This is a genomic window from Paractinoplanes ovalisporus, from assembly GCF_016834655.1.
Taxonomy (GTDB): domain Bacteria; phylum Actinomycetota; class Actinomycetes; order Mycobacteriales; family Micromonosporaceae; genus Actinoplanes; species Actinoplanes ovalisporus.
This window is the reverse complement of the sequence record NZ_JAENHP010000002.1, coordinates 513,863-536,954: the sequence shown is the minus strand read 5'-3', so window position 1 is coordinate 536,954 and position 23,092 is coordinate 513,863. Positions and strand designations below refer to the sequence as shown.

Genomic DNA, 23,092 nt, shown 5'->3' with positions numbered 1-23,092 from the left:
CTGTGCTTCTTATGCGCTCGCCTGCAGGCTCGCGAGGCGGTCGCGCGTGATGCGGACGGCATCGTCGACCAGGGAAAGGCGGGACCCTGTCTCCATCGCCACGGCGACGAGACCGACGATGCCGCTCAGCAGCAACCTCGCCTCGGTGGACGCATCGGTGACCGGCGGCACCAGGCGCTTGATCCGGGCCTCTTCGACATAGTCGGTGAGCCTCGTGTACCACCCCGACAGACGGCCGCCGAGACCCTTGCGGTCACGGTCACCAAGGCTGATCGCGACCCGGGCCAGCGGACTGTAGAGCACGTTGGTGGTCACGTGCTCGGCGACCCAGACGATCGCGTCGAGCGGATCGGCGACGACACGCCGGGACCCCATGAAGACGCCCCCGGGATAGGCCAGGTTGATCACGGCCGAGGCCAGCGTCTGTTTGGTCGGAAAATAGTAGGTCACCAGAGATTTCGAGGTGCCGGCCAGCTCAGCGATGTGCTTGATGCTCGCCCGCTCGTACCCCAGTTCGTCGAAGGCGCGAACCGCGGCTTCGAGGATCTCCGGTGCGGCGTTCTCTTCACGATTGTCACTCAGACTGACTTCCACGGCCCTCAGAGCGGTGTGCCTGGGACATTCAATCTCGGTGACCTTCATTGTTCTCCCCGTGGTCTGCGTGGAACGAAGCCTCGGGCCTCCAACCCGAGCTTTGGCAATCAGGCGAATGCATCGATCTTAACCACTGGACAACCGGTCCGGGCAACAGCTCCCGGTTTGTCCGGCCTCTGGCGGGCATTCCCTGACCGCACGTCCAGCACATAGCTTTCCCCGCATTGCGGCGACACCCGCTGCGACTCGACGAAGGGAAGCACCCCATGAACAGGTTCGTGTCGGCCGTTGCGGCGTTCGCCTTAGCGGCAGGGGTTTTCGCACCTCAAGCGGCGAACGCTGCCCCCGCGGCGGCCGCTCCCGCTCCCGCGACTCCGGTGGCGGCCGCCACCGGGGAGTACGACTACTACTGCATCGGCGTCGACGGCAGCAGCTACATGCTCCGGCCCGGACAGGCCACGACCGACTGTCACGGCAGCTACCTGAAGAAGTACATCAACGGAAACCAGGTCGCGAGCTACCACCTGGCCTACGGCGGCGGCGCCGCACAGACCGTCCAGTGGAACACCGGTTGCGTCCTGGCGGTCGCCAGCGGGGTCGCGCTCTTCGTCTATCCCCCGAGCGGAGCCACCGCATGGATCGTGCAGGGCGCCCTGACCAGCGCCGGCCTCTACGTGTCGTGTAAGGCCTGAGCAACCTCGTGACGGGGGTCAGGCAGCCGCTCCCGGGCGGGCCTGACCCCTCGTCAACCCGCGTCGGGCTCGGCCGCGTGTTGGCGGATGTCGGCGATCCGCTCGGGGCCGAAGCCCGATGCTAACCGGCGTGGATGGTGAACTCCGCCCGGTGGACTTCGCCGTCGACCTGGAACTCGAGGAAGGCGCGGTAGCGGGCGGCGCCCGGAAGGGAGACGTTGAAGCGGATCGCGCCGTCGGCCAGCTCGGGATCGGGATGGACGTGCACGTAGCCGAGGTCGCCCTCCCGCAGGACGACCAGATGCCCGTACGAACCCAGGTAGCGCTCCAGAGTGGCCGCGCCGGGAGAGGAGCGCGCGACCCGGAACAGCACCGGCACCGTGGCGCCGGATTTCACCGCGCCCTCCATCGAAACCAGGAACGGCTTGGCCTGCACGATGGTCTGCGGCGCGGGCAGTTCGGTCTTCGGGGCGTCACCGGGCACGTGGTGGTCGACGCCGAGCACGAGCGGGGTGGTGGCGCCGTCGGCGGTGGCCAGGCTGAAGTCGGCGAACACGCGGTAGGCGCCCGCCTCGGGCAGTTTCAGCGGCACCGACCACAGGCCGTCCGGTGACATCGTGGGGTGCAGGTGCTGGAAGCCGGTCAGACCCCGGCCGGCCACCACCAGGTGCAGCGGCTTGTCGTGCACGACGGCGTAGCGGGTGGCGGGCTGACCGTCCGCGCCGACGATCCGGAAGGCGTAGTCGACCGTCTCGCCCTTGGCCTGCGACCGTTTGACGGGCTGGATCGTCCAGCCCTGATCACTGACGGAAGTGCCCAGTGCGTCGACGCTGGCGGTTCCTCCGCCGATGCCGTGCTGGTGTCCCGTCATGGCCGCGGGAGCCGCGGGTGGCGTCTCCTCCACTGTGGCCCGCCCGAGTGCATAACCACCGACGAGCGCCACCACGACCGCCCCGACCGCGACCGGCGCCACCGGAACCAACCGGCGATAGCGCCACAGCGCGAAACCTCCGGCCAGCACGGCGAGTGCGGCCGCCCCGCCGAGCCACGTTCCCCAGGCGCTGCCCCGGTCGTCCTGTCTCGCCACAGGAGCGGAAACCGAAGCATCCCCGGTGAGCGCGGCGTCGGCCTGCCCGGTCGGCGCCGTCCACCCGGCGGGCGCGGGTGTGGTGGGCCCGGTGTATTTGAACGTCACCGTCCCGTGCACGGCGTCGCCGTCGGAGGCCTTCGACAGATAGTCCACCTTGTATTCGCCGGTGGCCGGCATGTGCGCGACCCGGATTCGGGCCGGAAACCCGGTCTTGTACTCGCGCGGCTCGTACTGGCCGTTCTCCATGAAGTATTCGGTGACCGGCTTGTCGAGCGGCCGCGGACTGGCGTGCTCCCAGCCGTTGTCGACCCGTCCACCGCCGGGTGCGGTGACCGCGAAGTACGCGTTGTCCGGCACCTTCTCGGTGAAGTAGAGCTCGACGCTCGCCACCGGCGCGTCGACCGTGGCCCCGCTGACCGGGTTGGACATCGCCAGGGTGCCGTGGGCCGACGCCGGGGAGGGCAGCCCGAACACCACGGCGGCGAAGGCGGCCAGCGCGAGGACACCGCGAGCGAGTGATCCCATCGCCCCATCCTCGACCACGACACCTTTTAGTCAATACATCTCAATCTTTTTATCGACGCGACGAAAGCAAAGGCATCGACTCGCGTTAATCCGGCGTCCACCGGCGGGGACTACCTTCCGGAGTCATGGTTGAGCTCGATCGCCGCAGTTTCCTCCAGATGCTCGGCATGCCGGCGGTCGCGTCGGCCATGCCCGCAAGCCTCGACAAGGCCCTCGCCATCCCGGCCAACACGCGCACCGGGAGCATCGAGGACGTCGAACACGTGATCATCCTGATGCAGGAGAACCGCTCGTTCGACCACTACTTCGGCGCGATGCGGGGTGTCCGCGGCTTCGCCGACCCTCACCCCGTACGGCTGCCGTCCGGGAACTCCGTGTGGCACCAGCCCCACGGCGAGGGCGAGCTGCTGCCGTTCCGTCCCGAGGTCCCCGACGTGGGTGACATGTTCCTGCCCGACCCGCCGCACGGCTGGAACGACACGCACGACGCCTGGAACGGCGGCCGCTACGACCGGTGGGTGCCCAACAAGGGCGTGCAGACGATGACCCACCACACCCGGGCCGATCTGCCCTACCACTACGCGCTGGCCGACGCGTTCACGGTCTGCGACAACTACTTCTGCTCGCTGATGGGCTCGACCGACCCCAACCGCTATCACATGTGGACGGGCTGGGTCGGCAACGACGGCCAGGCAGGCGGCCCGGTCGTCGACAACGCCGAGGCCGGGTACGACTGGCCGACCTACCCCGAACGCCTGGAACGGGCCGGCGTCTCGTGGCGTGTCTATCAGGACATCGGTCTCGGGCTGACCGCGGCCGGGTCGTGGGGCTGGACGAGTGACCCGTTCATCGGCAACTACGGCGACAACGCCCTGCTCTACTTCCACCAGTACCAGAACGCCGTACCCAGAAATCCCCTGGCCGACAAGGCGAAGACCGGTACCGAGATCAACAAGCTCGGCCGTGACCCGGAGAAGCTGCTCACCGACTTCCGCGAGGACGTGCGCCACGACCGGCTGCCGTCGGTCAGCTGGATCGTCGCGCCCGAGGCCTACACCGAACACCCGAACTGGGGACCGCACTACGGCGAGTGGTACGTCTCGCGCGTCGTCGACATCCTCGCCTCGAACCCGGAGGTGTGGAGCAAGATGGCGCTGTTCGTCACCTACGACGAGGAGGGCGGCTTCTTCGACCACCTGGTGCCGCCGACCCCCGATCCGGCCCGCTCAACCGTGCCGACCACCAACGAGATCTTTCCCGGCAGCGCCAACCACCCCACCGGCCCGTACGGCTTCGGAATCCGCGTGCCGATGGTCGTGGTCTCGCCGTGGACCCGTGGCGGCTTCGTCGACTCCCAGCTGTTCGACCACACCTCGCTGATCCGGTTCCTGGAACGGCGTTTCGGCCCCCGGGAACCGAACATCACCCCGTGGCGGCGGGCGGTGGCGGGTGACCTGACGAGCGCTTTCGATTTCCGTACGCCCAACCGCCGTCTCGCCGACCTGCCCGGCACCGCCGCGTTCAAGCCGACCGCCCTGACCCGGCAGCCCGACGAGGTGCCCGTTCCGCCGGCCGACCCGGCCCTGCCCGACCAGGAACGGGGTGTGCGCCCGGCCCGGGCGTTGCCGTACAAGCTGCACGCCGACGGCAAGGTCGCGCCGACCGGGTTCACCGTGGAGTTCCGCAACACCGGCCGCGCCGCCGCGGTGTTCCAAGTGCACTCGGCCGACCAATCCCACGAGCCCCGCACCTACACCGTCGAGCCCGGCAAGCGCCTCACCGGCATGTGGCCCACCACCGGCCCGTACGACGTGGAGGTGCGCGGCCCCAACGGCTTCTACCGCCGTTTCACCGGCCGGGCCGGTCGCCCCGCCGTGGAGGTGCGCGCCGAGCAGGACGACCACGTGGTGATGCTGGAGATCAGCAACCAGGGCCCGGCCCGCGCCCTGGTCAAGGTGGCCGACCGCTACACCGGCCGCACCACCACCGCGGCCGTCCGTCCCGGCGCCCACCACATCGCGGGCCACTCGGCCGCGAAGACCCGGGGCTGGTACGACCTGACGGTCACCGTGGAGGGGGTCGAGCGCCGCTACGCCGGCCACCTCGAGAACGGCCGCGAGAGCATCAGCGACCCGGCTATGGGAGGTCTGGCCTGATCAGCGCGAGCTTGTCGCCGTCCGGTCGACCCGGCTCGGCCGAGTGGATCAGCAGCCGCTGCCCACTCGCGTCCCCGACGTCGAGCGTCTCGTAGTCGAGGCACAGCCGCCCGACCGCCGGGTGATTCAAGACCTTCTTTCCCGTACGGCAGTAGTTCACATCCGCCCGTGCCCACAGTGACCGGAAATCCCGGCTGTGCACCGACAGCTCGCCCACCAACCGCTGAAGCTCGGCGTCGTCCGGGTAGATCCCGGCCGCCGAGCGCAGCGCCGCCACACACTCGGCCCGAACCGCCGCCGCATCCACGTGCAGCGCGGCCACCGACGGGTCGAGGAAGGCATCGCGCACCAGGTTGCGGCCCTCGGCCAGACCCGGGTTGAGCAGAACCGCGAGCTCGTTGGCGCGCAGCACGCTCAGGGTGCGGTCGAGCAGCGCCACCGGCCACGGCGAGGTGTCGACGAGCCGGGCCACCGACGGCCGCACCTCGTCGTCGTTCACCGGTGCGGCGACGGTCACGGCGGCCAGACGGCGCAGATGCGTGGCGGCGTCGTCGTCCAGCTGCAGGGCGCGGGCCAGCGCGTCCACCACTTCCGGCGACGGATTGCGGTCGCGGCCCTGCTCCAGCCGTACGTAATAATCCACGCTGATGCCGGCCAGCAACGCCAGCTCCTCACGCCGCAGACCCCGCACGTGCCGCCGCCCGCCCGCAACCAGTCCCGCCGCGGCGGGCCCGATCAGCGCACGCCGCGCCCGCAGGAACTCCCCAAGATCTCCGGCCATCTCCCCACGGTAGGCCGCGACGGACCGGAAAACCTGGCCCTGCGACCCCCAGGATTCACCGGGCCTGGGGAAACCGCCCGCCCACCGGCAGCGTGGACCGCATGGATCTGAAGAACCGACGCGCCCTGGTCACCGGCGCCTCTTCCGGAATCGGCGCCGCCACCGTCCAGGCGCTGCGAGAGGCGGGCGCCCAGGTGGCCGCCGCGGCCCGCCGCACCGACCGCCTCGACGGCGACCTGAACCTGACCCTGGACGTGACCGACGAGGCCTCGATCCGCACCGCCGTCGACGCCGCAGCGGCCGATTTCGGCGGCCTCGACCTGGTCGTCAACGCGGCCGGCATCATGCCGCTGGGTCCCGTGGCCGGGGCCGACACCACCATCTGGCGGCGCTGTCTCGACACCAACCTGCTCGGCATGATGCTCGTGACCCACGCCGCGCTGCCCCACCTGACCGGCGACGCCCGCGACATCGTCAACATCTCCTCGATCGGCGGCCGCGAGACCTACCCCGGCGCGGCCGTCTATCACGCGACCAAGTTCGGCCTGTACGGCTTCTCGGACGCCCTGCGCAAGGAGCTGGCCCCCTCGGGGGTGCGGGTGAGCGTGGTCGAGCCCGGCTACACCGACACTGAGCTGTTCACCAGCATCGGCGACCCCGAACGGCAGGCCGCCCTCGCGGGCGTGATGGCCACCCAGCGCAACCTCGCCGGAGCCGACGTGGCCGCCGCGATCCTGCACATCGTGAGCCGCCCACCCCACGTATTGGTGAACAACGTACAGATCAGACCATCGATCCAGGCCTGACCCAGAGATCACCGAATGCACGACGAAACGGGGAACGGAACGGGCCGCCAGCCGGTGTGCGCACTCGACCGTCTTCACGGCTTCGGTCTGCCCAATCTGAGCGGCCCGTTCCTGCACGACGAGGAGCAAGCCGGGCAGCATCTCGGATGTCCGTTTATCGGCACGACCGCGCATAGGCAAGCGTGTGAAGATTGGTACAGAGGGCCTCGCTGGGATGGTGGCCGGGTGAAAGGCAAGTCGGGCGACCGGTCGACCAGAACGTCAGTCCGGCGTCTTTGGCGGCCACATGCTGTATGCCGTCTCTGTCTGTTCGATAGAGATGCCGTGGGCTTTCGGGTCGAAGCCGGTGGGCCACCACGTGCGCCGGTTGGCGCGTGTGCCAGTGAAGTCGACGCCGTCGAGCACCGTGCCGCGCAGGTCCGCCCCGCGTACGTCTGCGTCGGCGAGGTCGGCGCCGGCCAGGTTGATGTCGCGCATCCGTACGTGCCAAAGCGTGCAACCGTGCAGATTGGCATTCGGCAGGTCGGTATGGGCGATGTCGGCGGTGAGCCACTGCGGAGGCACCACTTCGGGCTGGATCCATCGGGTGAGCGTGGTCAACGCCGCCTGGATGTCGCTGGCCCGGGAACGCAGCGGTAGTTCCGGATCATCGGAGTGGGTCCAGCCGTGGTGTGCGCGCACCCGTACGTATGTGGCGAGGAGGGCGACCACGCCCGCGCGCTCGGTCACAGCCTCGGCGGCGATCCGATCGAGGGCATGGATGGCACCGACTCGGATCGTTTCGTCAGTGCTGGCGAGTTGGTCGACGACGCGGGTGTATCGGTCTGTCAGGTTGCCGGCGCGCTGCAACTCGATCTGCGCCTGGCCGGCCCGCATGTTGTGTTGTAGTTGCCGCCATGCCACATAAGCGCCGGCCAGGACCACGACAGTGCCGACGGCTTGGAGGATCGCCGAGCGGATCTGGTTGGTCGCGCCGGCAGTCTCGGCTGGGGAAAGCATTTCGGCACGTTGGCCGAGATCCCAGCGCAAGATCGCCGGTGGCCCGACGAGCGCGGCGACGAGCAGGATCAGCAGAACAACGCTGAAGAGCACCCAGGCCCACGGCAGGCGCCGCATGCCCACCTCCACCCATCGTCCATCGACGCTTCCCAGTATCGTCGTCGATGGACCTGCGGCTCCATCAGATCGAAAGAACCGACTATCCGGCACGGCCCAAGCAAGGATGGTCGGCATCCTCCGCGTGGCAGGTCGACAGCCCGGAACCAGTCGGTTTGAACCTTCATGTCGGCGAACGGGCAGTCGGTTGCGAACATCACTCGGTCCACGCCGGCCCGCGCTGCGGTGCCCGCGGTCAGAGGGCGGCCGTGCTCTGGCGGACGACCAGCGCGGTGGCCAGCTCGATGCGGGTTGAGTCGAGGCGTTCGCCGTTCACCAGGCGTAGCAGGGTTCGGGCGGCGGCCGCGCCCATTTCGTGCAACGGCTGGCGGACCGTGGTGAGGGGTGGGGCGGTCCACTCGGCGAAGTTGAGGCCGTCGAAGCCGACCACGCTCACGTCGGCGGGGATGGTCAGGCCGGCCCGGCGTACGGCTTCGTAGACGCCCGTGGCCTGCTGGTCGCTGCCCGCGAAGATGGCCGTCGGGCGTTCGGGCAGCGCCAGCAACTGCTGGGCCGCCTGCAGGCCGCCCTCGTGCTGGAACGTGCTGTAGCGCACCAGGTGGCGGTCGACGGGCACCGCGGCCGACTCCAGTGCGGCCCGATAGCCGGCTATGCGGGCTCTCGTGCACTGCAACTGTTCGGGGCCGCCGATGGCCGCGATCCGGCGGTGGCCCAGGGTCAGCAGGTGTTCGGTGGCGGCGTATCCGCCGGCGAAGTTGGTCGCCCCGATCGACGGGACCTCGGGCGGGGGCTGGCTGACGCCGTCGACCACCACGAACGGCATGCGGCGGCGGGCCAGGTCGTCGCGCTGGCGTTCGGTCAGTTCGGACAGCACCAGGATCGCGCCCAGGGAACCGCGGGCCAGCAACGACTCGAACCAGCGGCGGGTCGCGGACTGGCGGTGTCGATCCTGCGTGTGGGCGACGACTACTACCTCGCCACATCGACGTTCGAGTGGTACCCGGGAGTCCGCCTGCACCGACGGCGGTGTGCCCCGCGTCTGGGGGCACCGGCGCGTTCTTCGGCCTGTGGGCCCAGGACATGACCGGCGGCGAGCTCCCGGCCACATTCTCCGCCGCTACTTACAAACCACACCCCTAGCGCTTCTGGGCGGCGAAGTGCTGCGCCTGTCCCTCGTGGACGTCGCTGACCCACTCCCAGCCGGGCTGGGCCGACGACCCGATCCGCGGGTCGTCGGGGGTCGCGCCGTCGCGCAGGGCGATCACGTACGCCCGGTCCCGCTCGATCCGTTCCCGCACCTGGCCGCCGACGGTTCCGTGGCCGGGGACGACGACGTCGACATCGCCCGCCACGGCCTCCAGCAGGCGCAGCGCCTCGAGGTAGTCGCCGACGGGATCGGCGGCGTCCCGGTCGAGCATCGGGATCAGGACGTCGGAGAGCATGTCCCCGGCCACGAGGACCCGGCTCTCCTCGAGGACCAGGGCGGCGTGGCCCGGCGCGTGGGCCCGGTGCTCGACGATCCGGGCGCGCGGACCGTCCCACGGGATCTCCGGAGCCTCGGCGGGCAGCCCGGTGATGAGCCCGTAAAGCTCCAGCGGAACCTGGCCGGCGATGCCGGTCGGTTCCAGGTGCTCGACGATGTTCGCCTTCAGTTCCGGGTCGGCCAGCTGGTCTCGCACGGTGGCCGCACAGAGGGCCGTGCCATAGCGCGGGGCAGCGCCGAGCGGCGCGAGCCACAGCAGATGGTCCCAGTCCGGGTGCGTGGAGAAACCGGTGACGACCGGGCGGGACAGGTCGTTCGCGAGGCAGGAGATCTCGTGCTCCTGCACTCCCGGATCGATGAGCAGCACGCCGTCGCGGCCGTGGACGACAACGGAGTTGCTCAGCAGGAACTCGCTCTGATGGACCAGTACACCGTCCGCGACCTCGGCCAGCATGAGAGGCCCCTCCCTATAGCGATTGCAATCCGCAACCACTATAGGGAGGGGCGGCCGGTCAGGGCAGGAGCGGCTGGAACCTCGGCGGCGCCACGCGGGCCGGTGCGGGCGACGACGTCGTGACCACCGGAGCGGTAGCGCCCGGAACGGGCAGCTTGCCGGCGAGCGGCAGCGACAACGAACTGCCGCGCAGGTCGAGCCGGATCGTCGCGCCGGTCGACTGCGGGGTCGAGTACTCGTTGTCGCTCGCCTGCAAGATCAGGCCGAGGACGTGCCCGGCGGCGATCCGCTGGTCGGTGGCCTGCATCGGCACGGTCACCGAGTACCACCGGCCGGGCTGCAGCGGCGTGACGAACCGCAGCGACACGTGGTGGGCCGCGTCCTGCCAGCCGCGCGTGACGACGGCGTGGTCGCTGGTCACCACGGCCTCGGCGGTGTCGCGGTAACAGGCGTCGTCGGCCGTGGTCGAAGCACCCCAGCACGACTCCGTGGCCAGGGTCGTGATGCCCTCGCCGCGCCCGAGGTAGTTCACCCGGGTCGCGGTGCCGTAGTCGACGAGCCGGGCGGTGAGCTCGGTCGTCGGCTTGTCGACCTGCACCCGCAGCGTCACCGTGGGCGTGCCCGAGATCCGTACGGGCCGGGTCAGCGGCGCCGAGAGGAACGACACCCGTCCCGGTACGGCGGTGCCCGGGCTCGCGACGGCGGCCGCCTCGCTGAGGTCGGGGGCGTCGGTCCACGTACGGGAACCGGCCGTGGACCCACCACCCAGCGTGCCCGTCATCCCATCGCCGTCACCCAGCGCGACCTTCGTGGTCTTCGCCGCCGAGGCGGGCCAGGTCCGCTCGTCGACCCAGGTGCCGGGCGCGGTCTCGATCGTCGCCGCCGGTTCCCGGTCGATGCCGTTGCGCAGCCCCTGCAGCCAGCGATCGAACCACCGGTGCAGCGTGTCCACCCACTCGGCGCGCCGGATGTCGAACGGGTCGACGTGTCCCTGCTGGGCCAGCCAGATCTTCTTGGGCACGTCGAGCCGCTGCCACCACTGCGCGAACTGGGTGGTGGTCACGTTGGTGTCGTTGATGCCGTGCGCGATGAACACGCTGGCGTGCACCTTGCGGGCGTCCGGCCGGAAGTCCCGCTCGGCCCAGTAGGCGTTGTAGTTGCCGGTCACGTCGTCGCTGCCCGAGTCGAGCTGCTCCACGGTCGCGGCGCAGACCCCGGCCGGGCGTCCGTTGACGACCTGGTGCAGATACTCCGGGTAGTCCTCGGCCCGTAGCACCCCGTTGTAGCGCTGGTAGTCGTACCAGCTCGAGATGGCCGAGATCGGCACGATCGTCTCGAGGCCCTCGACACCGGTCGCGGCCACCCCGTTGGCGACCGAGCCGTCCCACGACTTGCCGATCATTCCCGTACGGCCGTTGGTCCAGCGAGTGGCGACGGCCGGGGTCCCGTCGGCGTAGGTCGCCGTGGCCCGCCCGTTGAGCCAGTCGACCACGGCCTTGGCGCTGAGCACTTCCTCGCGGCCGCCGACGTCCATGCAACCGGTGGAGCGGTTCGTGCCGGCCAGGTCGGCGGCCACGAACGCATAGCCGCGGGGGACGAAGAAGTTGTCGTAGAAGAGCGGCTGCTTGGTGATGACACCGTTCGCGTCGTACTGCTTGAGCTCGCTCTCGTTGCCGCGCCCGCAGCACGAGTAGTAGGGCGAGGCCTCGAGGATGACCGGCACCTTGATGCGGCGGTCGGCGGCCTCGCGGGGCCGGGTGATGTCGACGGCGACCTTGTCGGGCACGCCGTCCCGGTCGTTGTCGAGCCGGGTCTGCACCCAGACGCTCTCGCGGACGGCGTTCTCGTACGAATAGACGGGCACGGTCTGCCCGCCCTGGACATGGGGGATCCCGGTGGCCGACGCCGGCGCGGCGGAAAGGACCAGTGAGGCCCCCACTCCCGCGACGATGGTGGCGGCCATCATGCGCAACCCTGACATCGACGCATCGTATTACGTCGATGTGGTTCAGGCGGCTATACGACTTCTCGCCGGGGCCGGACGGTATGCCGCGATCGCCTCGGCGGGCATCGGGCGGCCGTAGTGGAAGCCCTGGGCGTAGCGGTAGCCGAGGCGCTGCAGTTCGGCCGCCTGCTCGGCGGTCTCGACGCCCTCGGCGACCGCGCGCAGGCCCATGCCCTCGCAGATGCCGATCAGCGCGGCCACCACGACCGCCTGCTGGCCGCCCTCGGTGACGTCGTCGACGAACGACTTGTCGACCTTCAGGACGTCGGCCGGGCAGGTACGCAGCAGGCCCAGCGACGAGTGGCCGGTGCCGAAGTCGTCCAGGGCGATCTTGACGCCGAGGGCCGCGATCGCCCGCAGCTCGGTCAGCGCCGTGCCGCCGTCGAACACCGCGGTCTCGGTCACCTCGACCGTCAGCACCTCCGGGGGCAGCCCGGTGCGCTCGAGCACGGCCGCGACCTCGCCGGCGAACCCGGCCTCGCGCAGCTGGCGGGCCGACACGTTCACGGTCACCGTGTGCGGCGCGGCGTCGCCCAGTTCCTCGATCCAGCGCACGGCCTGGCGGCAGGCCTCCTCGAGGATCCAGGCGCCCAGCGGCACGATCAGGCCGGTGCGCTCGGCGGCCGGGATGAAGACGGCGGGGCCGATCGGGCCGCGTGCGGGGTGGGTCCAGCGAACGAGCGCCTCAACTCCGAAGAGCTCACCGCCGGGCATGGTCACGATCGGCTGGTAGTGCAGGTAGAGCTGCTCGGTGTCGAGGGCGATGCGCAGGTCGGCCGCGAGCCGGGACTGCTCGGCCGAGCGCTGGTCCATCGCGTCCACGTACGTGACCTGGCGGCCCTTGCCCTGCAGCTTGCCCTCGTACATGGCCACGTCGGCGCGGCGCAGCAACTCGTCGGCGGTGTCGCCGGCCCGGGCCAGGGCCAGGCCGATGCTGGCCTCGACGACCAGTTCGTGCCCGCCCGCCTCGAGGGGCAGGCGCAGGCCGGCCGCGATCGACGCGAGGATGCCACTGGCGTCGCCCCGCAGCAGCAGCGCGTACTCGTCGCCGCCGAGGCGGGCCGCGACGCTGCCCGCGGGCAGCCGGCCGACGATGGTGGCGGCCACCGCGGTCAGCAGGTCGTCGCCGACCGCGTGGCCCAGGTCGTCGTTGATGGCCTTGAAGTCGTCCAGGTCGATCAGGGCGACCCCGACGCCGCAGGGGTCGTCGGCCAGCGCCTCGGTGATCTCGGCGGTGAGCACGGTGCGGTTGGCCAGCCCGGTGAGGGCGTCGTGGCCGGCCTGATGGGCCAGCTCGGCCGAGCGGGCGTCGAGGTCGTCGAGCAGCCGGGCGTTGTCCCGCAGGGCGACGAACTGCCGCGTGGCGACCAGCACGGCGACCGTGACCGACCCGATCGCGATCACCAGGATGTCGGCGGTGCGGCCGGCGGCGCTCCAGAGCAGCAGCCCACCGGTGGCCAGCACGGCGGCGTACGGCATCAGGCTGAGCCGCTGCATCGGCGGGCGCGGCAGCGGGCGGCCCACCCGGGAGGCCCGCAGCTGGCGGTCGGCGGCCAGGATCAGGCACAGGCAGGTGGCCGGGAGCAGCACGTGCGCGGTGTTCAGATAGGGCTTGTCGTCGAGCAGGGGCGCGAACGAACCGCCGCCGGCCCCGACCGCACCGGTCAGGGCGAGCAGGTGCAGGGCGCGGCGGTCGATCGGGCCGGTGCCGGTGAAGGCGACCTTGACGAAGGCGAAGACGCAGATGAACCCGGCCGCCAGCACGATGATCACGGCGGCCGAGTCGGTGAGGGTGCCGCCCACCCACTGCTCCCAGCGGCGGTAGGCGAGATGCCAGGTGAAGGTGAGCACGGTGACGATGACCGTGGCGATGTCGAGGCCGAAGCGGATCCACTCGATGCGCGCGCGGCGGGCGCCGGGGATGCGCAGCAGGCCGACCACGAAGGCGATCAGGCCGGCCACGTAGATGGTGGCGGTGAGGCCGCTGATGTGCTGGCCGTACTGGGCGCCGCTGAAGTAGTCGTAGGCGTTGGAGCCCGCGCCCAGCCCGATCAGCGAGATGCCGACCGCCGCGTAGCGCCAGTAGGTGCGGTCGCCGGCCGAGGCGCGCCACGACGTGACGGCCGCGAGCGGCACGGCCACGACCAGTGCGAGCCAGCCGAGCGCGGACGGGGTCTCGCGCACCAGGCCCACGCCGAACCAGAGGGCGGCGACGACGAACACGCCGATTCCGAGCCCCAGCGAACGGGTCATGCGGAACGACGGCACCGTCACCGCGCTCAACTCGTTCGCCCCCTCCACAACTGTCCCATCGGCTCGACACCGTCGTGGACTGAGGAAGACGCGGTGCTACCCGGGCCACAGGTTACCCCCGTGGCCCGGGCCGGCAAGAGATCCGATCGGCTCTAAAGGAACCGGAACCAGTCGAGTTCGAGCACGTCAGCCGGGTCGCCGGCCCGAGGGACGACGGTGATCGATGTGGCGCCGGCCGGGAGGTTGCTCACGTTGAACGCGATCTCGCGGAACGTGCCGGTCGAGCCGGTGCCGAGAAGGCCGGGGGCGGCCACGACGGGACCGGTGGCCGAGCCGGCGCGGAACTCGAGCGTGAACGCCTGACTCCCGGGGCGGGCGGACGAGTAGCGGAAGGTCACCTGGTTCGGCGTACGGGAACCGAAATTGATCCGGTCGTAGCGGGCCCAGTGACGTTCTTCGAAGCGTTTTCGAAACTCTCCGTTCACCTGCCCGGACGCTTTGCGCTATCGGCGAGCTACCATGCGGAAAACGCAAAGTACGAGGTGAACGACGTGCAGGAGATCTCGGATGTGGTGCGGCAGCGGATTCGCGGGCTGCGGCAGGCGCGCGGCTGGAGCCTCGACGCCCTGGCTGCCCGCTGCCACCTCAGCCCGTCGACGCTGAGCCGCATCGAGACCGGCCACCGGCGCATCGACCTCGACCAGCTGGTCGCGCTGGCCCGGGCCCTCGACACCACGATCGACCACCTGGTCGAGCCGGTCGACGACGCCGACGTGATCATCCGGCCCATGCAGCATCAGGAGCCGGGCCTGACGACGTGGGTGCTGTCGCGTGACCCGGCCCAGAACGCCGGTCGGCACATCGCCAAGATGCGGATCACCGCGGAGCGCCGCACCGGCCCGGACCACCAGGCCGTCCACCCCGGGCGCGAGTGGTTCATGGTGATCAGCGGGACCGCCCTGCTCCACCTGGGCGAGCGGCAGATCCCGGTCGCGACCGGCAACGCGGCCGAGTTCAACACGATGATTCCGCACTCCATCGGCGCGGTCGACGGGCCGGTCGAGATCCTGACGATCTTCGACCAGGAGGGCGAGCGGGCCCACGCCACCTCCTAGATCTTGCCACTTCCGCAAGGGCTGATGCCGTTGCCGCAAGCGCGACCTACTTTCGGGGCATGTCGCTCTCTTCTCTCGCCCCGCCGACTGTCGACGACCCGCGGAAACGCCGCGCGATCCTGATCGCGGTCTGCGTCGCGCTCATGGCCGTCATCGCGTCGGTCTCCGGCCTCAACGTGGCCCAGCAGCAGATCGCCCTGGCCTTCGACGCCTCCCAGAGCACCGTCCTGTGGATCATCAACGTCTACGCGCTCACTCTGGCCGCCCTGCTGCTGCCGCTCGGCGCGGCCGGTGACCGCTGGGGCCGCAAACCCGTGCTGCTGGCCGGCCTGGCCGTCTTCGGCGTGGCCAATGTCGTCGCCGGCCTCGCTCCGTCGACCGGGGTCATGCTCGCCGCCCGGCTGGCGGCCGGCGTCGGGGCCGCGATGATCATGCCGGTGACGCTGGCCGTCATCACCTCGACCTTCCCCGACGAGGAGCGGTCGCGCGCGATCGGCGTCTGGACCGGAGTCGCGGGCGGGGGCGGCCTGCTCGGCATGTACCTGTCGGCGCTGCTGGTCGACACCGCGAGCTGGCGCTGGCTCTTCCTGCTGCCGGTGGCGCTGGTCGTGGCGGCCGCGGTTCTGGCCGTACGGTCGGTGCCGAACTCCCGCGAGCACGCGCGGCACCGCTTCGACACCGTCGGCTCGCTGGCGTCCGTGATCGCGGTGGTCGCGCTGATCTTCATGCTGCACGAGGGTCCCGTACGGGGATGGACCGCCGCCGAGACCCTGCTGAGCCTGGCCGCCGGCGTCGTCGGCGTGGCCGGCTTCGTGGCCTGGGAACTCCGTCACCCGGCCCCGCTGCTCGACGTCCGCCTGTTCCGGGAGCGTGGCCTGGCCAGTGGGTCGGTGGCCCTGCTGACGGTCTTCGGCGTGCAGGCCGGCATCTTCGTCGTGCTGTTCCCCTACTTCCAGGCCGTGCTCGGCTGGTCCGGGCTGCGCTCCACGGTCGCGATGCTGCCGATGGCGCTGCTCATGATGGCCGCCTCGGGCCTGGCCCCACGGCTGGCCGCCCGCGCCGGTGGGCGGGCCACGATGGCGACCGGCGTCGCGCTGGGCGGGCTGGGCCTGGCCCTGATGGCCCTGTTCGTCTCGGTCGACGGCGGCTACCTCTCGGTGCTGCCCGGCATGCTCGCGATGGGCCTGGGCATGGGCCTGTCGATGACCCCGTCCACCGAGGCCATCACGTCGTCGCTGCCCCGCGACCGCCAGGGCGTGGCGTCGGCCCTCAACGACGTCACCCGCGAGTTCGGCACCGCCCTGGGGGTGGCCCTGCTCGGCGCGATCCTCTCGGCCGGCTACCGCAGCGCGATCGATTCGCGGCTGCCCGGCGCCCCGGACGCGGTCCGCGAGAACATCGCCAACGCGCCGGGCCTCCGCGCCGCCCAGGAGTCCTTCGTGGACGGCTGGCAACAGGCCATGTGGGCCGGCGTGATCGTGATGGCCCTGCTTCTCGCGTACGTCGTAGCGCGCGGCCCGCAACACCAGGCGGCGGACAACGGCTGACCGGGCCAGGACCGGCGGCACCTGATCGGCCTGGCCGGCCCGGCCTGACCCACATCCGGCCGGCCGGCCTGGCCCTCATTCGGTGCGCAGCGCGGCCGCCGTCCGGATCCGGGCCGCCCAACCGGCCGGCATCAGAGCGCCCAGCAGTGCGATGGCCGGGCCGCCCAGTGCCAGCGCGGCCAGCAGCACCGGGCCGTAGACGTCGAGCAGCGAATCGGGCAGGTGCAGGCCGCCGCTGGCCGCCATCGCCGGCACGACCAGCCGCTGCAACGCGATCCCGGCCGGCACGCCCAGCGCGCCGCCGAGCAGCCCGACCCCGATGACCGAGGCCACCACCATCGCGATCGTCTGCCGCGGGGTCATCCCGAGCGCCTTGTGCACGCCCAGGTCGTGCACGCGGTCGCGCAGGTCGAGCACGAGCATGTTGAGCAGGCCCAGCGCGGCCACCGCGAGCAGCAGCAGGGTGAGCGTGGCGGTCAGGCCCTGCACGACCGCGAGCAGCGGGTCGATCTCGACGCCGGTCGGGTGGGCCTGTGGGCCTCCGCCGCCGAGCTTCTTGTTCAGCGCCTCGGAATAGGCGCTCGCGTCGGTGCCGTCGGTGAGCGCGATCCGCCACTCCCCCGGCGGCATGTCCGGGATCGTCGCGGCGCTGATGAACACGCCGGAGCCGGTCTCGAAGACCTCGCCGACGATGTGCAGGCGTACGGGCTCACCGTCGGCCCGGACCGTGACGGTGTCCCCGACCCGGGCGCCCATGGCCTTGAGGAACGGCGCCCCCGCGACCGCCTCGCCGGGAGCCGTGAACCAGCGGCCGGACACCATCAGGTAGCCGTCCCAGGTCGCGTCGCCGGTGAACGCCGTGACCGTCATCGGGTCGCTGAGACCGGGCGCGGTCACCGGCGCCTGGGCCACGCCGTAGAACGCCCGGGTGCCGGGCTGGGCCCCGATCGCGGCCGGAACGACCCGCCAGTCCTGGGCCTGGGACTGCTCCCCCGGCCCGGCCTGCTGCGACGGCGCGGCGGCCTCCACCGTGACGTCGGCGTTGTTCTGCTCGACCGCGCCCTGGATGCGGACCAGCGACGCCGCGAGCCCGGTCGCGAACGTGACCGCGGCCGCCCCGGTCGCCACCGCGAGCAGGATGGCCGTCGTGCGCACCGGCCGCGCGAAGGGCCGGGCCAGCCCGAGCGCCACCGGCCGGGGAACGGGCAGCCGGGCGGCGAGCCGTCCCGCCCACCGGCCGCGCACCGGGCTGGAGGCACGTCCGACCGCGATCGCGTCCACCGTGCGCAGCCGGCCGGCCCGCAGCGCCGCCGCCCACGCGGTCGCGGCCACCACGGTGAGCACCCCGCCCGCCGCCACCAGCGTCACCCACCAGGCGATCGTCATGTTGGCCGAGCCGTACAGCTGCTCGGTCTCGGCCAGCACGGGCAGCGCGATCAGGTTGCCGGCGACCGCACCGGCGACCGCGCCCACCGTGGCCGGCAGCAGCGCCTGAATGACGAAGGCGCGGACGATCCCGGCCGGGGTGCAGCCGAGCGCCTTGAGGATGCCGATGCGCCGGGTGGCGGCACCGACCGTCCCGGCGATCACCGTGCCCACCACGAGCACCGCCATCACGATGCCGAGCAGGGCGAACGCGACCAGGAAGGGCACGAAGACGGCCGCCTCCCGGACGGCCCGCTCCCGCACGTCGAGCCACGAACGGGCGCCGAGGACCGAGCCCGGGGGCAGCGCCGCCTCGACCGCCGCGCGATCGGCCTCGACCTCGGCCGGGGTGCCGGCGGCGGCGAACCGGTAGAGCATCTGGTAGCCGGTGGCCCCGCCGAGCCGGTCGACGGCCGAGGGCAGCACCCAGGCCGACGCGGTGCCGCTGACCGAGCGGGCGGTGCCGACCACAGTGAACACGTGCCCGTCGTCGGTGGTCAGCTCGAAACCCGTCGGGACACGGAACATGTCGCCGCCGATCACGATCTCGTCCGGGGCGGTCGCCCAGCGCCCGTCGGTCAGTTCGACCCGGTCCACGTCACCGCCGGGCCCGGGGCGGGCGACGACCGTCAGATCCGGCATCCGCATGCCCTCCGGCCCATGGAACGGGACATTCATCACCGCGTACGGGCCGGCGGTCGCGGTCGCCGTGGGCACAGTGGCTTGCTGGGCGGTGGTGAGCTGGACGGTCAGGTGTGCGCCGCGCTGGGCCGCAAAGGCCTGGTCGAACGGCGCCCGCGACGCGACCAGCAGCCCGGCGCCGAGTACGGCGGCGGTGACGGCGGCCGCGGCGACGAGCCCGATCACGATCGTCTGCACCCGGCGTCTGCGTACGCCGGACCGGATGACCGTCCCGAGCGCGCTCACCGTTCCTCCTCGGCGTGGCCGTCACGCATGCCGATCGTGCGGGTGGCGCAGTCCTGGGCCAGGCGCAGGTCGTGGGTGACCAGCACGATGGTCTGCCCGTCGTCGTGCAGCTGGTTGAGCAGATGCCGCACGTCGTCGCCGGAAGCGGTGTCCAGGGCACCGGTCGGCTCGTCGGCCAGCAGCAGCGCCGGCCGGTTCACCAGCGCGCGGGCGACGGCCACGCGCTGCCTCTCACCACCCGAGAGCCGTCCCGGGTACGCGTCGGCGTGCCGGGCGATCCCCAGGGAGTTCAGCAACCGGGCCGCGTGGTCGCGCGCCTCTTTCCGGGCCGCCCCGGAGAGCTGGGCCGGCAGCAGCACGTTGTCGAGCACGGTCAGGTCGTCGAGCAGGTTGAAGAACTGGAAGACGAGCCCGATGTGCGCGCGCCGGAACCGGGCCGAGGCCGCCTCCCCGAGCGTGTCGACGCGGGTGCCGGCCACGGTCACCGTGCCCTCGTCCGGGCGGTCGAGGGCGGCGATCAGGTTGAGCAGCGTCGACTTGCCGCTGCCGGACGGGCCGAGCACGGCGACGGACTCGCCCGGTTTCACGGTCAGGGAGACGTCGTGCAGCGCGGGCGGGCCGTCGTCGTAACGGCGGGTCACCCCGCGCAGGTCGATCACCGGATCGGTCATCGGATGCTCCTTCGTCGGTCGGTCGGACGCTTCTTCGTCGGGGGTCGGTTGGAAGCTATGAGCGCCCGGCCCTCGTGCGCGTCGGTCGCGCGGCGCACCGGCCGTACTGTCGAAGGTGGACTTTCGCCGGGGTCATCCCGGCGATGTACCTACCGCGGCGGATGCCCGAGATGCGGCGGCGGGCCAGAATGAGCCGGTGAAGTGGTTGGAGCCGACCGGACCGAGGCCCAGACCGGGCTGGCGCGCGCTGCTGCTCGACGGCGCGCTGGCCTTCTTCCTGGGCCTGATCTGTTTCCAGGCCGCCACCGACGACGCCGCGGTCATCCGTCCGTTCCCCGCCCTGCCGCCGCCCCCGGCGATGCCGTTCCCCGAGATCCCCGAGCAGCCGGCCTCGGATCTCGGGCCGCTGCTGCTCGTGTTCGTCCTCTGCGCCCCGCTGGTGCTGCGCCGCCGCTATCCGCTGGCCGTGCTCTGGGCGACGATGGCGGCCTCGCTGCTGGTGCTGGTGTCGAACGGCGAGCAGCAGCCCAACCTGTACCCGTCGGTGGTGGTCGTCTCGCTGGTCGCCGTCTACAGCGCGGCCGCGCACAGCCCGTTCCGGGTGCCGGCGCTGGCCAGTGTGGCGGTGGCCGCGGTGGTCGGGCTGGCCGTGGTCGTCGTGCCCGGTGACTACCTGCCGTTCGTGGTGCTGGCGCCGCTCACGGCCGCGGCCGGCGGCAACTACGTGTGGAAGCGGCGGGCCGGCGAGGACCGGGAGCGGATCGCCGGGGAGGCCCGCGCCCAGGCCGAGGCGCTGCGGGACGCGGTCGAGGGCGAGCGGGCCCGGATCGCCCGCGAGCTGCACGACGTCGTGACCCACCACGTCAGCGTGATGGTCGTGCAGGCCGGTGCGGCCCGGGCGGTGCTGGCGGCCGAGCCCGACCAGGCGCGGGAGGCGCTGCTGGCCGTCGAGTCGACCGGCCGGTCCGCGCTGACCGAGCTGCGCAACGTGATGGGCCTGCTCTCGTTCGCGGGGGCGCCGGTGGCCCCGCAGCCCGGCATAGAGGGGCTGCCCTCGCTGGTCGGGCGCATGCGGGAGGCCGGGGTGCCGGTCGCGCTGACCGTGCTCGGCGAGGAGCGGCCGGTTGCCTCGGGCATCGGGCTGACCGCCTACCGGGTGGTGCAGGAGGCGCTGACCAACATGGTGCGGCACGCTCCCGGGGCCGCCGCCACCGTGCTGGTCGAATACGCCGAGGAGGAGCTGCGGCTCGAGGTGACCAACACCGAACCCGCGGGCCCGGCCGCCCCCGGCCCGACCGGCGGGCGCGGGCTCATCGGGCTTCGGGAGCGGCTGGCGGTCTACGGTGGGACCCTGCGAGCCGGGCCCCGGCTCGGCGAGGGCTTCCGGGTGGAAGCCGCGATCCCCCTGGAGGCGGCGTGACGGTGCGGGTCGTGGTCGCCGACGATCAAGCCCTCGTCCGTACGGGATTCCGCATGATCCTCACGGCGGGCGGGGTCGAGGTGGTGGCCGAGGCCGCGAACGGCACCGAGGCGATCGAGGCGGTCCGCCGTACGCGTCCCGACGTCGTGCTGATGGACGTGCGCATGCCCGAGCTGGACGGCCTCGAGGCGACCCGCCGCATCCTCACCGGGACCGCCGAGGCGCCGCGCATCATCATCCTGACCACGTTCGACCTCGACCAGTACGTCTACGCCGCCCTCGCCGCCGGGGCCAGCGGCTTCCTGCTCAAGGACGTGACGCCGGAACACCTGGTGGCGGCCGTACGCATGGTGCAGGACGGCGACGCGCTGCTCGCCCCGTCGATCACCCGCCGCCTGGTCAGCCGGTTCGCCCGCCGTGACCCGCAGACCACCACCCGGCACCGCGACCTGGCCTCGTTGACGCCGCGCGAGACCGAGGTGCTGCGGCTGCTGGCCGGCGGCCTGAGCAACGCCGAGCTGGCGGCCCAGCTGCACCTGTCCGAGGCCACGGTGAAGACGCACGTGGCCCGCATCCTCGGCAAGCTCCAGCTGCGCGACCGGGTGCAGGCGGTGGTCGTCGCCTACGAGACCGGGCTGGTCAGCCCGGGCGCCCCCAGCCCCGACGCCTGAGCCTGCCGGCCGCTTCTTGATCGACTCTGCGACACTGCGACCGTGGGGCTGATTCTCGGTGGTGCGCTGCTCATCGCACTCTCGCTCTGGACGATCATCGCGCCGCGGCAGCAGTGGCAGCTGCTGAACGCCTGGCGCTACCGCGACCCCGACGCCAACGAGCCGAGCGACCTCTCGTACAACCTGGGCCGGGTGGCCGGCGTCATCACCATCGTGATCGTGGTCGTGTTCGCCGTCGTCCTGATCCGCGACGAGAACTCCCCCGAACGCGACGCCGCCAAGGCCCGCGAGGCCCGCGAACAGATCTTCGGCATCTCGTCGGCCCGGCTGACGACCCCGCCACCGCCCGGCACTTCGGGCACGCCGGTGGCCGTCTGGCGCTGGGCCACGCCCTCCGAGAAGTTCCTGACCGACCTGGGCGAGGTCCCCGTCGGCACCGACGTCCTCATCGCGGTCGACGGCGCCTACCGCGCCGACGCCATGACCGTCGCCGAGACACCCACCGAGGTCACGGTGACCCTGCGCGGCACCTGCACCCAGGCCGAGCTGCTGTGCGACATGGAGAAGCGCACCAACGCCGTACCCCCGATCCAGCTGATCCCGCTCGACCTGAAGGATCCCCTCGGAAGCCGCCCCGTCATCGACGGCAGCACCAAGGAAGAGGCGATCGGCCGCTGACTCACCGGCCGTGCCCGGCCGGGCACGCCTCGGTGTAATGCGGAGGCGCGGGCAGCTGGGGACGGCCTAGGCTCGGGCGGCTATGAAGACTCGGTTCGTGGACAAGGGACGCTGGCTCGGCTCGTTCGCCGGGGAGTTCGTCGTGCGCTGCCCCCGCTGCGAGGGCGTCGGAACCGTCCGCCGCGCCTGGGACTTCGAGGCCCGCCGCTGGCTGGCGGCGACGTTCGTGTGCGGCGGTTGCGGCCACACCCGGCGGCACGGCTGGGCGGGCCCGGTCCACCTCTCTGCCCGGCGGCGCTGCGGCGGCTGCGGGCGGCGGCTCGACTACCGCCGCTTGGTCAAGACGACTCCGGCCCGCACCCGCATCGGCCTGAAGTGCCCCGGCTGCGGCACCACCACCAGCACCGAACTCTGCGTGACCCCGTCGCGGGCCCTGGTCGACGACTGCTTCGGCCTCCCGCTGGCGTTGCGCACCACGTGCGCCGGTCACACGTTGTGGGCGTTCAACGCCGAGCACCTGGCCTGCATGAGGGACTTCGTCCGGGCCGACCTGCGCGAACGCCGCAGCACAGCCGGGAACCGCTCGATCGCGTCCCGCCTGCCGATCTGGCTCAAGCAGGCCAAACACCGCCCCGAGGCCTTGCGCGCCCTCGACCGCCTCGAACGCCTCCTCCCCTGACCTC

General features: G+C 71.6%; 20 protein-coding genes. 9 read left to right on the top strand and 11 right to left on the bottom strand.

Annotated features, from left to right (window positions below; all coding sequences use genetic code 11):
* Positions 1-9: 9 nt before the first annotated feature.
* Positions 10-642 (bottom strand): TetR family transcriptional regulator, encoded by a 633-nt coding sequence (locus tag JIG36_RS08460; protein ID WP_203375470.1) that lies wholly within the window; start codon positions 640-642, stop codon positions 10-12.
* Positions 643-860: 218 nt separating this feature from the next.
* Between JIG36_RS08460 and JIG36_RS08455 the strand changes: the two genes are divergently transcribed.
* Positions 861-1,286 (top strand): hypothetical protein, encoded by a 426-nt coding sequence (locus JIG36_RS08455; protein ID WP_236046180.1) that lies wholly within the window; start codon positions 861-863, stop codon positions 1,284-1,286.
* A 121-nt stretch (positions 1,287-1,407) separates the two neighbouring features.
* On the opposite strand, the gene JIG36_RS08450 is transcribed toward JIG36_RS08455, so the two are convergent.
* A complete protein-coding gene (locus JIG36_RS08450; RefSeq protein WP_203375468.1) occupies positions 1,408-2,901 on the bottom strand; it encodes a copper resistance CopC family protein in 1,494 nt (497 codons plus the stop codon).
* A 125-nt stretch (positions 2,902-3,026) separates the two neighbouring features.
* Here JIG36_RS08450 and JIG36_RS08445 point away from each other — a divergent pair, with 125 nt between their 5' ends.
* Entirely contained in the window at positions 3,027-5,057 is a 2,031-nt protein-coding gene (locus tag JIG36_RS08445; protein WP_203375467.1) for a phosphocholine-specific phospholipase C, read from the top strand.
* Here the strand turns inward: JIG36_RS08445 and JIG36_RS08440 are convergent.
* Entirely contained in the window at positions 5,038-5,838 is an 801-nt protein-coding gene (locus tag JIG36_RS08440) for a helix-turn-helix domain-containing protein (RefSeq protein WP_203375466.1), read from the bottom strand. The two genes, JIG36_RS08445 and JIG36_RS08440, sit on opposite strands and share 20 nt — an antisense overlap.
* 101 nt (positions 5,839-5,939) lie before the next feature.
* Between JIG36_RS08440 and JIG36_RS08435 the strand changes: the two genes are divergently transcribed.
* Positions 5,940-6,644 (top strand): SDR family oxidoreductase, encoded by a 705-nt coding sequence (locus tag JIG36_RS08435; RefSeq protein WP_203375465.1) that lies wholly within the window; start codon positions 5,940-5,942, stop codon positions 6,642-6,644.
* 261 nt (positions 6,645-6,905) lie between these two features.
* Here the strand turns inward: JIG36_RS08435 and JIG36_RS53930 are convergent, their stop codons facing one another.
* The 6 genes from JIG36_RS53930 to JIG36_RS08405 all read right to left on the bottom strand — a co-directional run bounded on the left by JIG36_RS53930 (position 6,906) and on the right by JIG36_RS08405 (position 14,440).
* Entirely contained in the window at positions 6,906-7,772 is an 867-nt protein-coding gene (locus JIG36_RS53930) for a pentapeptide repeat-containing protein (RefSeq protein ID WP_307872622.1), read from the bottom strand.
* Positions 7,773-7,995: 223 nt separating this feature from the next.
* A complete protein-coding gene (locus JIG36_RS08425; RefSeq protein WP_203375463.1) occupies positions 7,996-8,778 on the bottom strand; it encodes a substrate-binding domain-containing protein in 783 nt (260 codons plus the stop codon).
* 118 nt (positions 8,779-8,896) lie between these two features.
* Positions 8,897-9,697, bottom strand: a complete 801-nt coding sequence (locus tag JIG36_RS08420; protein ID WP_203375462.1) for an MBL fold metallo-hydrolase — start codon at positions 9,695-9,697, stop codon at positions 8,897-8,899.
* A 58-nt stretch (positions 9,698-9,755) separates the two neighbouring features.
* A complete protein-coding gene (locus JIG36_RS08415; RefSeq protein ID WP_236046166.1) occupies positions 9,756-11,678 on the bottom strand; it encodes a Xaa-Pro dipeptidyl-peptidase in 1,923 nt (640 codons plus the stop codon).
* A 27-nt stretch (positions 11,679-11,705) separates the two neighbouring features.
* The gene (locus JIG36_RS08410) at positions 11,706-13,955 is read right to left on the bottom strand and encodes a putative bifunctional diguanylate cyclase/phosphodiesterase (protein ID WP_236046164.1); all 2,250 of its coding nucleotides are present in this window, start codon (positions 13,953-13,955) and stop codon (positions 11,706-11,708) included.
* Positions 13,956-14,107: 152 nt separating this feature from the next.
* On the bottom strand, positions 14,108-14,440 hold the full coding sequence (locus tag JIG36_RS08405) for a carbohydrate-binding protein (protein WP_203375460.1): 333 nt from the start codon (positions 14,438-14,440) through the stop codon (positions 14,108-14,110).
* A 66-nt stretch (positions 14,441-14,506) separates the two neighbouring features.
* Here JIG36_RS08405 and JIG36_RS08400 point away from each other — a divergent pair, with 66 nt between their 5' ends.
* On the top strand, positions 14,507-15,070 hold the full coding sequence (locus JIG36_RS08400) for a helix-turn-helix domain-containing protein (protein WP_307872621.1): 564 nt from the start codon (positions 14,507-14,509) through the stop codon (positions 15,068-15,070).
* 59 nt (positions 15,071-15,129) lie between these two features.
* The gene (locus tag JIG36_RS08395) at positions 15,130-16,617 is read left to right on the top strand and encodes an MFS transporter (protein ID WP_203375458.1); all 1,488 of its coding nucleotides are present in this window, start codon (positions 15,130-15,132) and stop codon (positions 16,615-16,617) included.
* A gap of 75 nt (positions 16,618-16,692) precedes the next feature.
* Here the strand turns inward: JIG36_RS08395 and JIG36_RS08390 are convergent, their stop codons facing one another.
* Together JIG36_RS08390 and JIG36_RS08385 are read right to left on the bottom strand one after the other, a co-directional pair.
* Positions 16,693-18,969, bottom strand: coding sequence for an FtsX-like permease family protein (locus JIG36_RS08390; protein WP_203375457.1), 2,277 nt, complete (start codon positions 18,967-18,969; stop codon positions 16,693-16,695).
* Positions 18,966-19,640, bottom strand: coding sequence for an ABC transporter ATP-binding protein (locus JIG36_RS08385; RefSeq protein ID WP_203375456.1), 675 nt, complete (start codon positions 19,638-19,640; stop codon positions 18,966-18,968). The genes JIG36_RS08390 and JIG36_RS08385 overlap by 4 nt, the downstream gene beginning before the upstream one ends.
* Before the next feature lie 196 nt (positions 19,641-19,836).
* On the opposite strand from JIG36_RS08385, the gene JIG36_RS08380 reads away from it, so the two are divergent.
* From JIG36_RS08380 to JIG36_RS08365, 4 genes are all read left to right on the top strand, one after another.
* A complete protein-coding gene (locus tag JIG36_RS08380) occupies positions 19,837-21,060 on the top strand; it encodes a sensor histidine kinase (protein ID WP_203375455.1) in 1,224 nt (407 codons plus the stop codon).
* The gene (locus JIG36_RS08375) at positions 21,057-21,731 is read left to right on the top strand and encodes a response regulator (RefSeq protein WP_203375454.1); all 675 of its coding nucleotides are present in this window, start codon (positions 21,057-21,059) and stop codon (positions 21,729-21,731) included. Before JIG36_RS08380 ends, JIG36_RS08375 begins: the two co-directional genes overlap by 4 nt.
* 42 nt (positions 21,732-21,773) lie before the next feature.
* On the top strand, positions 21,774-22,409 hold the full coding sequence (locus JIG36_RS08370; protein ID WP_203375453.1) for a DUF6199 family natural product biosynthesis protein: 636 nt from the start codon (positions 21,774-21,776) through the stop codon (positions 22,407-22,409).
* An 82-nt stretch (positions 22,410-22,491) separates the two neighbouring features.
* The gene (locus JIG36_RS08365) at positions 22,492-23,088 is read left to right on the top strand and encodes a hypothetical protein (protein ID WP_203375452.1); all 597 of its coding nucleotides are present in this window, start codon (positions 22,492-22,494) and stop codon (positions 23,086-23,088) included.
* Positions 23,089-23,092: the final 4 nt, after the last annotated feature.